Source organism: Pontibacter burrus (assembly GCF_010686685.1).
In the GTDB taxonomy this organism is placed as follows: Bacteria; Bacteroidota; Bacteroidia; order Cytophagales; family Hymenobacteraceae; genus Pontibacter; species Pontibacter burrus.
In genome coordinates this window covers 26,198-38,932 of sequence record NZ_JAAGWD010000013.1, presented here as the reverse complement: position 1 = coordinate 38,932, position 12,735 = coordinate 26,198, and the positions used below count along the sequence as shown (strand labels likewise).

The window sequence follows — 12,735 nt, the reverse complement described above, 5'->3', positions numbered from 1 at the left end:
TTTCACCTGGCCTTCCCTTCTAAAGCAAAGACCTGAACTGCGTCCGACTCACTGCCTGAACCGGGTTGCAAAGGTAACACCCTTCCGGTGATGTTTGCAAGCATTTACAAAAAGATTTTTTTGGAAGACTTTCCAAGAAGGCAGCCGCGCTCATCGCTCCTGCCGGGCTATAAAGAAAAGGTTTCGATCCCCTTTCCGTCCCTTGCTCCTCTTTCCAACTTCCTTGCCCTTCCTGCTGAACGGGATGCAAAAGTACACCTCTTTTTCCAGCTTGCAAGCCCTGGCCCTGATCTTTTTTACCGGCCCGGGCTAAGTAACTGATTGCCTGCGGAATTATTTTCTAAAACTAGCCGTCTTGTCAAACCCGTGCCCTGTGGGCGCCATCATGGGGAGTGTTTTTGCTGCTTTTCCCCCGGCCCTGCCGGCCGGACGTGAAGAAAGAACAGGCTGAGGCAGGTTTATAGTTCCCAGTGAAGCAGATATTTTTAATTTTCTTCAACCTCTCTCTACACTTTCTATAAGATAACTATAGCAAAAGGCCCCGGGTATGTACCTGGGGCCTTTTGCTATAGTTATAGTTGTAAATAATTCTAAGCTTTTACGGCTTCTCTCTTTAAGGTGCTCTTCCTATCTGGCCCTACCGAAACTATAGTTATCGGCACATGCAGATGAGACTCTATATAAGTAAGATAATTTCTAAAGGCGTCTGGTAGCTCATCAACTGAATCTATTTTATTAAGATCTACTCTCCAGCCTGGCAACTCTTCATAAACTGGCTCCAGTTCATCAGCTTCTAAACTATGCGGCAGTCTGTCAGTCAATTCGCCGTTAGGTAACTTATAGTGTGTACAAACTTTTATAGTGTCAAAGTCTGTCAGCACGTCGGCTTTCATCATGTTTAACTGAGTAACTCCATTTAACATGATGCTATACTTAAGAGTTGGTAAATCTACCCAACCGCAACGGCGCGGACGACCGGTAGTTGAACCAAACTCACGTCCAGCCTGACGAATGGCTTCACCTTCTTCATTTAACAGCTCTGTAGGGAAAGGGCCACTACCTACACGCGTGCAGTATGCTTTAAATATACCGTATACTTCGCCAATATACTTAGGTGCAACTCCTAAACCTGTACAGGCTCCGGCCACCATAGTTGTAGATGAAGTAACAAACGGGTAAGTTCCGAAATCAACGTCCAGCAATGACCCTTGCGCGCCTTCAGCTAGTATTCGCTTACCGCTATTAAGGGCATCGTTGATCAAATACTCTGTATCCGCAAGCTTTAAGGTACGCAGGTAATCTACAGCGGCAAAGAAGTGCTGCTCCTGCTCTTCAATTTCCAGCTTTTGTCCGTAGTACTCTATCGTTTTACGATGACGCTCCACCAGCTTATTGTAACGCTCTTTAAAATCAGCTGCCAGAATATCGCCTACTCGTAAACCAACACGACCAATTTTATCTTGATAAGTAGGGCCTATACCTTTTAAGGTAGAACCAATTTTGCCACTACCCATTGCTTCTTCCGAAACTCTGTCTAGTACTTTATGTGATGGCAGGATCAGTGCGGCCTTTTTTGAGATAAAAAGGTTTTGAGCTGCATCAACACCACGATCCTGTAGCTTTTTCATCTCAACCTGGAACACAATCGGGTCGAGCACTACGCCATTGCCGATAATATTCTGGATATGCGAATGAAAAATCCCTGATGGAATCTGGTGCAATACGTGTTTTGTACCTTCAAACTCTAATGTATGACCTGCATTAGGTCCTCCCTGGAAACGGGCTACAATGTCATAGGTTGGTGCCAGTACGTCAACGATTTTGCCTTTGCCTTCGTCGCCCCACTGCAGACCTAATAATATATCAACTGCCATTTAAGTATTAGTAAATAGATTCCTGTAAGAACTGGGCTGCAAATTCGTCGTTCTCAGCTATCGTAAATATAGCGTTGAGTTTCGTAACAATGAGCAGCTTTCGGATATGATCAGATGGTTTAATAAGCACCAGCTCGCCACCCCGGTTTCTGAACTTGGTAAGTAATGATACAAGCACACCCATACCGCTACTGTCCATAAATCTGACATTAGAAAGATCTATAGCGCAAAGCAACAGTTTTCTGTTCTGCAAACCATCCACTTCCTCAATCATCTGCTGTGTGTCTTTGCCCGCTACAAGGTCGCCCTCCAGCCGTACAAACAGCAAATTATCTTTCAGCTCGGTCTGGTACTTCATGTGTTTGCTCTTTGGTAACTTTTTTGGCGCGGCAATCGCCACATATGCCATATAGGTTCAGAGAATGGTGCAAGATATGAAAATTTAATAGTTCGCCCACCATTGTCTGGATCTGATGTACCCTTGGATCGCAGAATTCAACCACTTTATGGCACTCGGTACAGATCACGTGGTCGTGCTGACGATAACCGTATGATTTTTCGTATTGTGCCAGGTTACGGCCAAACTGGTGCTTGCTTACAAGGTCATTTTCTACCAGCAGGTCCAGGGTATTGTATACTGTAGCCCGGCTTACCTGGTAGTTCTTGTTTTTCATACTTATATAAAGCGACTCCACATCAAAGTGCCCGTCGCGGGAATATATCTCCTCCAGAATAGCATAGCGCTCCGGTGTTTTACGAAGCCCCTTGCTCTCCAGGTAGGCGGTAAATATCTTCTTTACTTCTTCAAATTTTACAGGATCTAATGCCATGTCGTTTGTCTTATAGTTAGGCTAAGCCTTAATCAAAACGCTCAACGGTAAGTATACCGTTCACTTTCCCCATTCGCTGCATCAACTTATCAAGGTGGCCGGTGTCGTTTACAAACACCATTATGTTCCCTTCAAAGATGCCATCATGCGAATCTATAGTTATTGAGCGCATATTTACTCTTAAACTGTTCGAGATAATGCGGGTTAAATCGTTTACTAACCCTACTCTATCTGTCCCTTTAATCCGGATACCTGCCAGAAACGCCAGTTCTTTCTGATCCGTCCATTTGGCACGAACGATACGGTTGCCATAGTTTGACATCAGTTCGATGGCACGCAGGCAATTGGTACGGTGTATCTCAATATCGTCGTCGCCGGTCTCAAAGCCGAACACATCATCGCCAGGTATCGGGTTACAGCAGGCAGAAATTCTATAGTTCATGTTAGAGGTCTTCTCCCCTATCACCAGCATATCCGAATTTACACCGCGTATTTTCTGCACTTCCCGGTCAAAGGTCTTCGGATCAAGCGTAGAACTGCCTTTTTCAGATGTGGCTGTAAAGATTACTTCTTTAATATTTTTCGGATCCACGTGCCCCATTGCCAGCCTATAGTACAGGTCCTGTATAGTTGGCACATTAAAGAAGGCCATCAACTTATTCAGGTTTGCCTGGTTATCGGTAATCTTCAGTTGCGCCAGTCGTTTTTCCAGCAACACCCTCCCCTGTTCAGATTTGTGTTTCCGTTCTTCGCGCAGTGCCTCTTTTATGCGGGACCGCGCCTTTGAAGTTACGGCATAGTTCAGCCATTCTTCGTTAGGCTTCTGCTTCTGCGATGTCAGGATCTCTACCTGGTCACCGTTATACAACCTGTAACTAAGCGGCACCAGTTTCTGATTTACCTTTGCCCCCAGGCAATGCAGCCCTATCTGGCTGTGTATTTCAAAAGCAAAATCTAGGGCTGTGGCTTTGTCCGGAAGTATGATGAGTTCGCCCTTCGGAGTAAACACAAACACTTCTTCCACGAAAAGGTTTTTACGGAACTCATCCATAAACTCCAGTGCATTGCCGGTGTTGTTCTCCAGCATATCACGCACTTTGTTTATCCATTGCTCCAGACCAGACTCGTTGTTGGCGCCATCCTTATACTTCCAGTGCGCGGCATAACCACGCTCGGCAATATCATCCATGCGCTGCGATCTGATCTGCACTTCCACCCACTGCCCTGATTTACTCATTACAGTTGTGTGCAACGATTCGTAGCCATTGGCTTTTGGGGTGTTTACCCAATCGCGCAGGCGGTCCGGGTTAGGCTGATAGAAGTCCGTTATAATAGAGTATACCTGCCAGCATGCTGCCTTTTCATTCTCAAAAGGCACATCCAGTATGATCCGGATCGCAAACAGGTCATATATCTCGTCAAACGTGATGTTCTGCTTCTTTATCTTTTTAAGGATAGAGTAGATTGACTTCGGCCTGCCTTTAATAGTGAAGTTAAAGCCATGCTTGCGCAGTTCTTCTTCTATCGGAGAGATAAAATCTTTAATAAACTTATTACGGGCACTGCGTGTCTGGCGGATCTTGTTCGAGATATCCTTATAAGTAGCTGTATCTGTATACTTCAGGTAAAGGTCTTCCAGTTCCGATTTGATGGCATACAAACCCAGACGGTGCGCCAGCGGAGCGTATAAGTACATGGTTTCGGAAGCAATCTTCAACTGCTTGTGGCGTGGCATGCTGTCCAGCGTTCGCATATTGTGCAGGCGGTCGGCCAGCTTTATCAATATAACCCGCACGTCATCGCTCAGGGTGAGCAGCATTTTACGGAAGTTCTCGGCCTGCTGCGAAGAGCCATAGTCGAAAACGCCGGATATTTTGGTAAGCCCTTCTATAATGCGTGCTACACTTGATCCGAAGTCACGTTCAATGTCTTCGATCTCCAGCTCCGTGTCTTCAACCACATCGTGCAAAAGCGCTGCAACTATAGAAGTAGTACCTAAGCCAATTTCTTCTACCGCTATCTGGGCAACTGCTATCGGGTGGTAGATATAGGGCTCACCGGATTTGCGGCGCATGTCTTTATGCGCCTCCACTGATGTGTTAAAGGCTTTCTTTATGATCTTGGCATCGTTATCCTTTAAAAAAGGTTTTGCATGCCGAAGTAATCTTCTGTAAAGTCGTAAGATCTCTTTGCGTTCTGCTTCCGGATCGATTATCATAGTTGGTATCGGAAAAGCGGGCAACTATTATGCTGGTTTACAACACACTACATTAAATATAAAACAGTTGCTCTCGTTCTAAGTTTCAAATATACAGGATAAATAGCTGCTTTCAATAGCCTGAATTAAAAGCTATGAAACAGCGGTCATGAAAAAAACTTTACTTTTTTTTCGACCAGGTATTGCAAATAAGAATCTGCGTTGTAATTTTGCATCATCATTACAAACAAGCACACATTATGCGGATGTGGCGAAATTGGTAGACGCACTAGACTTAGGATCTAGCGCTGCGAGGCATGGGGGTTCGAGTCCCTCCATCCGCACAACAAAGATAAACCCTCAGCAGTTATGTTGGGGGTTTGTTATTACTGGATATATCAAATTAAAAAATAATAGCCTTGAATATTACATTAAACCAAACCGACAGCACGAACGCACAACTGAAGGTGGTACTGGAAGAAGCAGATTACGCTTCTAAAGTAGACCAGCAGGTAAAAGAATTCAGCAAGAAAGCCCAGATCAAAGGTTTCAGACCAGGTAAGGTGCCTGCCGGACTCGTTAAAAAAATGTATGGCAAGAGCATCCTGGTAGAGCAGATCAACAAACTGCTTCAGGAAGAAATCTCTAAATACATTAAAGAGAATGATGTAAAACTACTGGGCGAACCACTTCCAGAGCCAAGCCAGGCTAACATTGACTGGGATAACCAGAAAGAATTTGAATTTACTTACGCTGTAGGTCTTCTTCCTGAATTCAACCTTCCGTTGGATAAGAGCGTAGATGGTTACGCTGTTGAGCTTGACCAGAAAACTATCGACGAAGCGTACGAGAACATCAAGCGCCAGTTCGGTAAAACTACAAACCCAGAAACATCAGAAGAAGGTGACTTTATTTATGGTGATCTGAAGCAGGTTGACGGTGAGTTCGAATCTAAAACCTTGATCCCAACTACTCGTGTTGTAGAAGGCAAAGAGCAGTTTGTGGGTGTTAAGGCTGGCGATGTAATCCGTTTCGATATCCGTAAGGCATTTGGTGATGATAATGCGGCCCTTGCACACGTAACTGGCCTGAGCAAAGAAGTAACTGCTGACCTGAACGGCGAGTTTGAATTTACTGTAGAGAAAATCAACCGCACAGAGGAAGCTGAACTGAACCAGGAGCTGTTCGATAAACTGTTTGGCAAAGATGCTGTTAAAACAGAAGAGGAGCTCGATGCTAAGATCCGTGAAACGATCAAAGAAAACTACGATCGTGAGGCTGATAACCTGCTGAACCGCAACATTATCGACACACTGGTTGATAACGTTGATGTTGAGATCCCTGCTGAATTCTTTAAGCGTTGGTTACAGGTAACAAACGAAGGCCGTTTAACTACTGAACAAATCGAGGAAAACTTCGATAAGTATACAAAAGAGCTGAAGTGGTCTATGATCAAGAACAAGATTGTAGAAGAGAACGAGCTGAAAGTAACAAACGAAGAAGTAGTTAACAGCACGAAAGAGAAGATGCTGGCGCAGTTTAACATGACCGAAATGCCTGAGGAACTGGCTGAAAGCATGAACAACTATGCTCAGCAGTATCTGCAGCAGGACAACGGCCGTAACTACATCAACGAGTACGAGCAACTGCTGGCCGAGAAGGTGCTCGCTAAACTAAAAGAAAAGATGACTGTTGTAGAGAAAAACATCTCTGCAGAGGACTTCAGAAATCTATCGTTCTAACTATAGCACGATATAAATAATTATATTACCAAAAAAGTCCTTTAGTATTAAAGGACTTTTTTATTTTTGACAAAACCGTAACCTAAACAACTATGATGTTTAACAAAGACGAGTTCCGCAAATTCGCTGTAAAAGGCCAGGGCCTTAGCGGGCTGGGCGTAGACCAATATATCCACCACATAGAAGGCAGAGCCATGCATAATATCGAAAGCATGACCCGCTCTGTAATTGAAGAACGCCCTACGAACTTCCGTGAAATCGACGTGTTCTCGCGCCTGATCATGGACCGCATTATATTCCTGGGCACGCAGGTTGATGATTTTATTGCCAATATCATTACAGCGCAGTTGCTGTTCTTGGAGTCAGCGGATGCAAAGAAGGATATCCTGCTATACATTAACTCTCCGGGTGGCTCTGTGTATGCCGGTCTGGGCATTTATGATACCATGCAGTATGTAAACCCTGATGTGGCTACAATCTGTACTGGTCTGGCTGCAAGTATGGGTGCTGTGTTGCTGGCTGGTGGTGCTAAAGACAAGCGCTCTGCCCTGCCACACTCCCGTATTATGATTCACCAGCCAATGGGTGGTGCTCAAGGCCAGGCAACTGATATCGAAATTACAGCCCGCGAGATCCTGAAGCTGAAGAAGGAACTATATGAGATTCTGGCACTGCACTCAGGCAAATCGTACCAGGACATTTACGACAACTCGGAGCGTGACTACTGGATGCGTGCCGAAGAAGCAAAAGAGTTTGGTCTGATTGACGAAGTACTAACCCGCAAGAAACAGTAACCTTTACCACGTAACTATAAGTATAAACCCACTCCGGTTTCGGAGTGGGTTTTTTAGTATTTATACCCCTGCCAGCTTCCTGAACTGGGGGTAATACCTGAAAAGTGATAAGAGTAAGAAATATTTATCAACAGGAGTGTGTGGAAACCCACCTTACACAACCATCTGTATATAAGACAGTTATCAAAAAATAGTCTAATATGGATTTTTTAATAAATAGGCATATTTTTAGATGAATGTGTAGCTACTGTTAATTTTTTTGTGCTTTAATAAACTTCCAATTTTGTACCTTTGTTTTGAGCGTGGTATAAAACGCTTCTAATTCCCTGTACCAAAATAAACTTATGGCTGAGATTACGTGCTCATTTTGCGGCAAAAATAAGAAAGATGTATCGGTAATGATTTCCGGTATAAACGCGCACATCTGCGACAGATGTATTGGCCAGGCCCAACAGATCCTGAACGAAGAAAACAGAATCAGAGCAAGCAGCCGTAGCCCTAAGTTTAACCTGATGAAGCCACGCGAGATGAAGGAGTACCTTGATCAGTTTGTGGTTGGCCAGGATGATGCGAAGAAGGTAATGTCTGTAGCGGTGTATAACCACTATAAGCGCCTGATGCAGCACAGTGACAACGAAGAAGTAGTGATCGAGAAATCGAACATTATTATGGTTGGCGAAACCGGTACAGGTAAAACTTACCTTGCCCGCATGATGGCTGGCATTCTGCAAGTACCTTTCTGTATTGCTGATGCTACTGTACTTACTGAGGCCGGTTATGTAGGCGAAGACGTTGAAAGCATACTAACCCGCTTACTACAGGCAGCAGACTATAATGTAGAAGCAGCAGAGCGTGGCATTGTTTATATTGATGAGATTGATAAAATTGCCCGTAAGAGCGATAACCCATCTATTACCCGCGACGTGAGCGGCGAAGGTGTGCAGCAGGCTTTGCTTAAATTATTGGAAGGTACTGTGGTAAACGTACCACCACAAGGCGGACGTAAGCACCCGGAGCAGAAAATGATCACTGTAAATACAGAGAACATCCTGTTTATTTGCGGTGGTGCCTTTGTAGGTATCGACAGACTGATCAAAAACCGTTTGAACACCCGCCCTATCGGTTTCTCTAAATCGAAGCAGGATGATAACGAAGAAGGTGAAAATTTCCTGAGATACCTGTCAGCGCAAGACCTGAAGAACTTTGGTCTGATACCGGAACTGATTGGTCGTTTACCAGTACTGACGCACCTGAACCCGCTGGATAAGGAAACACTTCGCCTGATTCTGTTGGAGCCTAAGAACTCAATCGTGAAACAGTACAAGCGCCTGTTTGAAATGGAGAACATCAACCTGAGCTTTGATGAAAGTGCGTTAGATTACATCGTTGAGAAAGCATCAGAATATAAGCTGGGTGCACGTGGTCTGCGTTCTATCTGCGAAGGCATCATGACGGACGCGATGTTTGATCTGCCATCCGAAGAAGGAACCAAAGAGCTTGTAATTACAGGTGACTATGCCCGTGAGAAGTTCGAGAAATCAAGCTTAAAGCAATTGAAAGTGGCGTAATTTCTACTTGCAGATATTTAAAACAAAAGTCCCCGGTAGTTAAACTGCCGGGGACTTTTGTTTTATAGCTATAGTTCATCAACTACTGCTTATCTAATACGCTGCTCTTTCGGACTTCATAGTCCGAAAGCCACCTGTCGGGAATTTCCTAATCCCCGTGTTGCAGGTAGCGCGGACAAGGATGTCCGAAACAGCAAAATTACAAACTATAGTTTTTTGGCTGGCGCGGATCTGTGATCCGTGACGAACTTATAATGTCGGATTTGCAATCCGACTGGGCATGACGCCCGAACTATAGTTCAACACGAGCGAAGACGCTCGCGCCATACTAGCCAAATTATAGTTTGATTACGCGACTATAGTTTAATCCAGATCCCTATCGCCACGCTTCAATTCATCTACAGAGCGCATTACTTTATCTTTCAGGCCAGACTTATATTTCTCCAGTTTGTCGGCCACGGCGGCGTTGGTTGTGCCTATAATTTGTGCAGCCAGTATTCCGGCATTTAATGCGCCATCCAAAGCAACAGTTGCTACCGGAACACCGCCTGGCATCTGAAGGATAGACAATACAGAATCCCAACCATCAATAGAATTGCTTGATTTTACTGGTACACCAATGACTGGCAAAGTTGTAAGGGAGGCCACCATGCCCGGCAAATGCGCTGCGCCGCCGGCGCCGGCAATAATAACTTTCAAGCCTTTTTTGCGGGCCTGCTCTGCATACTCAAACATGCGGTGCGGTGTGCGGTGCGCCGAAACTATAGTTAGCTCGTAAGGCACGCCCAGCGTTTCCAGAATTTCAGCAGCGGCATCCATAATTTTAAGATCAGACTGGCTGCCCATGATAATGCCCACTAAGGGTTGTGTATGTGTTATTGCTTCGGCCATAGTTTATGCTTTTACTTTAATTACGTTTCTGATTTGCTCGGCACGTTGCTGCGCTTCTTCTATAGTTTGACCCAGCACGGTAATGTGTCCCATTTTGCGGGCTGGTCTTGTATATTTTTTACCATACAGGTGAATGTAAACTCCAGGCACTGCCAAGGCTTCCTGAAGCCCTTCGTAAGCAGCTTCACCATCATATCCTGGTTCACCTAACAGGTTCAGCATTACGGCTGCGCTTTGTATTTCGGTAGAGCCCAGTGGCAGGTTCAGGATGGCACGCAGGTGTTGTTCGTACTGTGATGTATAGTTTGCTTTTATGGTATGGTGACCACTGTTATGCGGACGCGGTGCCACCTCATTCACCAGTATTAGTCCATCGCGGGTCAGGAACATTTCCACGGCCAGGATTCCCACCATATCAAAAGCTTCTATGACGCGGGTAGCAATCTCGATGGCGTGACGCTGCAGTTTATAGGCTACATTAGCCGGTGCAAAAAGCGAATCCACCAGGTTGTGCTCCGGGTGGAAGCTTAGCTCCACTACCGGGAAAGCGGTTACCTCGCCGTTGGCATTTCGTGCAACTATAACCGATATCTCTTTCTCAAAATCTACCAGTTTTTCCAGCACGCTCGGCTCTTCGAAAGCTTTTCCGAAGTCTGCTTCTGTTGTTAAACGCGTAACCCCTCTCCCATCGTAGCCCTCGCGGCGCAGTTTCTGGAAGGCAGGCAGAAACTCAGTATTTTGCTCCAGCTCCGTTTTATCTTTCAGAACTATAAAGTCAGAAGTTGGAATGTTGTGCTTCCGGAAGAATTCTTTCTGTAGGCCTTTGTCCTGTATGGTTCTTATGGTTTTAGCGTCCGGATAAACTTTCACACCTTCCTGCTCCAGTTTTTCCAGGGCATCGGCGTTTACGTGCTCAATCTCTATAGTTAGTATATCGCAGTTTTTGCCAAACTCATATACAGTATCAAAATCGCGGAAGCTGCCTACGAAAAACTCGTTGCAAATGTCTTTACAGGGAGCATTCTCGTCGGGGTCTAACACTAAGGTATAGATGTTAAAATCGAGCCCGGACTGCATCAGCATACGGCCCAGTTGTCCGCCGCCAAGTATACCAAGCTTTACTTCTCCTTTCATAGATGGGTGTTTTGGGTGATCGTTTCTCAAAATTAAGGATTATAGTTAAACCTACCTGCCCTAACTATAGTATTTGCCTCTGTCGTTACATATACTTTGATTTATATACGTAATCCTTTATATTGTTAGCTTACTTTTTCTGAACTGTACCTTAGATGGAAATTATTCTTGCCACTTTTTCTGCCCTTTTCTCTGTCGTTAACCCCTTTGGTGCCATGCCCGTGTTCCTGACCCTGACCCAGGACGACACACCGGCCCAGCGTAACCAGCAGGCGCTTAAAGCTTGTTTGTACATGGTAGGCATTCTGGCAGTTTTCTTTCTGGCAGGCCAGTACGTGCTTAACTTTTTCGGTATCCGTATTCACGACCTGCGTATCGCCGGTGGTTTGATGATTATGCGCGCCGGTTTTGAATTACTGAGCCCGGGCGCAAGCAAAAAGAAGATCTCCCCTGAGGTAGTGGAAGAAGGTCAGCATAAAGAAGACGTTTCGTTTACGCCCCTGGCCATGCCGATGCTTTCCGGCCCCGGAGCCATTGCAGTAAGCATCGCTATGTATACCACATCGTTGTCTTACCTAGATATGGGTCTGATCCTGATCTCGATCGTTTTGCTCGCAGCAGTTTGTTATATCATTCTGCGTTTCTCGCACCAGCTTACGCGCTATATGGGCAAATCCGGTTTGTCAGCGCTTTCCCGCATTATGGGCTTTATCGTGCTCTCTATCGGCGTAAACTTTATTGTTTCGGCTATTTATGCGCTGTTCTTTACGGAGCGGTAATAGATAATTCAAAAGTGTATGTCCAAGCTTCTTTCAACTAACTTATTTCTCCTTGCCTTTTGGTTTGTTTCATGCCAAAACAGGAATGCAGCGAATACGAATGTAGTTTTAGAAGGCACTAATACAGAAGAAGAGCAAGAAGCGCAACATGCTGAGAGAACATATTTAAGGGAATTTGCTTGGCAGGAAGGGCTTTGTGACTATACTGGTTATTACCAATCGGGTAAATACACTGAGAGACAGATTGCAGACACTTACTTTCTGGTATTCGGGTATAATAGCGTTACTTCTTCAAATACAGATGCTACATTGGATGAGCCTGAATATTATACTGTGGCTTATATTGAAAATTCATTAAAAGAACTCGAAAACAACTATAGCAAAGCCATTAAAAAACTACAAAGCTTAGATGTTGTTCCTGCTCCGTTCTGGCAAGAGCATATAAAGTTATCTATCTTGCAATTAGAAGAACTTTACCAACTAGAGAAGCTTACGTTAGAAGCGCATTTAAATCCTAAACTGCTTATTGGTACTGCCTACTCTAAGCAATGCATCGAATACATAAATGGGCTGACTTCTGAAGATACGACTCATTTATTAGATTCTTGGAGAAAGCTAATTGAGTACAATAAATCCATCAATGGATACCCTGAAGGAGTTGAACGCAGGTATCAAGAAAATTTAAGGTCTGCTGATAGACTACTTCTAGCCCGAATTGATCTGATGACTTATGGCTGGTGGAATTGTGCAAACCGACAAAGAAAGTATGTTAAGGGTTTTAACCAGGAAGGACAAATGACCAAAGAGTTTAAGAAACTGTTTGATCAAGTGGTAGAGTCAAACTGCGAAGAATAATAGTAAGACTGATTTTGTAACTATAGTTCCTCCTACCCCAAACCACACTTCCCACAATCAAGTAAACAGCT

At 44.6% G+C, this 12,735-nt stretch carries 11 protein-coding genes and 1 tRNA gene; 6 read left to right on the top strand and 6 right to left on the bottom strand.

Annotated features, from left to right (window positions below; translation table 11 throughout):
• Nucleotides 1-590: 590 nt before the first annotated feature.
• Genes GXP69_RS18730 through GXP69_RS18715 form a run of 4 tightly spaced genes read right to left on the bottom strand, consistent with a single transcriptional unit; the run spans nucleotide 591 to nucleotide 4,922 of the window.
• Nucleotides 591-1,874: an adenylosuccinate synthase gene (locus GXP69_RS18730; protein ID WP_163917134.1), complete on the bottom strand. Its 1,284-nt coding sequence runs from the start codon at nucleotides 1,872-1,874 to the stop codon at nucleotides 591-593.
• A 7-nt stretch (nucleotides 1,875-1,881) separates the two neighbouring features.
• Nucleotides 1,882-2,232, bottom strand: coding sequence for an STAS domain-containing protein (locus GXP69_RS18725; RefSeq protein ID WP_163917132.1), 351 nt, complete (start codon nucleotides 2,230-2,232; stop codon nucleotides 1,882-1,884).
• Nucleotides 2,204-2,704: a Fur family transcriptional regulator gene (locus tag GXP69_RS18720; protein WP_163917130.1), complete on the bottom strand. Its 501-nt coding sequence runs from the start codon at nucleotides 2,702-2,704 to the stop codon at nucleotides 2,204-2,206. Before GXP69_RS18720 ends, GXP69_RS18725 begins: the two co-directional genes overlap by 29 nt.
• A 28-nt stretch (nucleotides 2,705-2,732) precedes the next feature.
• Nucleotides 2,733-4,922 (bottom strand): RelA/SpoT family protein, encoded by a 2,190-nt coding sequence (locus tag GXP69_RS18715; protein ID WP_163917128.1) that lies wholly within the window; start codon nucleotides 4,920-4,922, stop codon nucleotides 2,733-2,735.
• A gap of 241 nt (nucleotides 4,923-5,163) precedes the next feature.
• On the opposite strand from GXP69_RS18715, the gene GXP69_RS18710 reads away from it, so the two are divergent.
• The 4 genes from GXP69_RS18710 (at nucleotide 5,164) to clpX (ending at nucleotide 9,005) form a co-directional block, all read left to right on the top strand.
• Nucleotides 5,164-5,245, top strand: a tRNA-Leu gene (locus GXP69_RS18710).
• Nucleotides 5,246-5,320: 75 nt separating this feature from the next.
• The gene (tig, locus tag GXP69_RS18705; protein ID WP_163917126.1) at nucleotides 5,321-6,643 is read left to right on the top strand and encodes a trigger factor; all 1,323 of its coding nucleotides are present in this window, start codon (nucleotides 5,321-5,323) and stop codon (nucleotides 6,641-6,643) included.
• A gap of 95 nt (nucleotides 6,644-6,738) precedes the next feature.
• Nucleotides 6,739-7,437 (top strand): ClpP family protease, encoded by a 699-nt coding sequence (locus tag GXP69_RS18700; protein ID WP_262887458.1) that lies wholly within the window; start codon nucleotides 6,739-6,741, stop codon nucleotides 7,435-7,437.
• A gap of 344 nt (nucleotides 7,438-7,781) precedes the next feature.
• Nucleotides 7,782-9,005 carry an ATP-dependent Clp protease ATP-binding subunit ClpX gene (gene clpX / locus GXP69_RS18695; RefSeq protein ID WP_163917123.1) on the top strand — a complete coding sequence of 408 codons (1,224 nt, stop codon included), beginning with the start codon at nucleotides 7,782-7,784 and terminating at the stop codon, nucleotides 9,003-9,005.
• 363 nt (nucleotides 9,006-9,368) lie between these two features.
• On the opposite strand, the gene purE is transcribed toward clpX, so the two are convergent.
• Together purE and GXP69_RS18685 are read right to left on the bottom strand one after the other, a co-directional pair.
• Nucleotides 9,369-9,896, bottom strand: a complete 528-nt coding sequence (gene purE / locus GXP69_RS18690) for a 5-(carboxyamino)imidazole ribonucleotide mutase (protein WP_163917121.1) — start codon at nucleotides 9,894-9,896, stop codon at nucleotides 9,369-9,371.
• A gap of 3 nt (nucleotides 9,897-9,899) precedes the next feature.
• On the bottom strand, nucleotides 9,900-11,030 hold the full coding sequence (locus tag GXP69_RS18685) for a 5-(carboxyamino)imidazole ribonucleotide synthase (RefSeq protein WP_163917119.1): 1,131 nt from the start codon (nucleotides 11,028-11,030) through the stop codon (nucleotides 9,900-9,902).
• A gap of 155 nt (nucleotides 11,031-11,185) precedes the next feature.
• Here GXP69_RS18685 and GXP69_RS18680 point away from each other — a divergent pair, with 155 nt between their 5' ends.
• On the top strand, nucleotides 11,186-11,809 hold the full coding sequence (locus GXP69_RS18680; protein WP_163917117.1) for a MarC family NAAT transporter: 624 nt from the start codon (nucleotides 11,186-11,188) through the stop codon (nucleotides 11,807-11,809).
• 18 nt (nucleotides 11,810-11,827) lie between these two features.
• Nucleotides 11,828-12,664 (top strand): hypothetical protein, encoded by an 837-nt coding sequence (locus tag GXP69_RS18675; RefSeq protein WP_163917115.1) that lies wholly within the window; start codon nucleotides 11,828-11,830, stop codon nucleotides 12,662-12,664.
• Nucleotides 12,665-12,735: the final 71 nt, after the last annotated feature.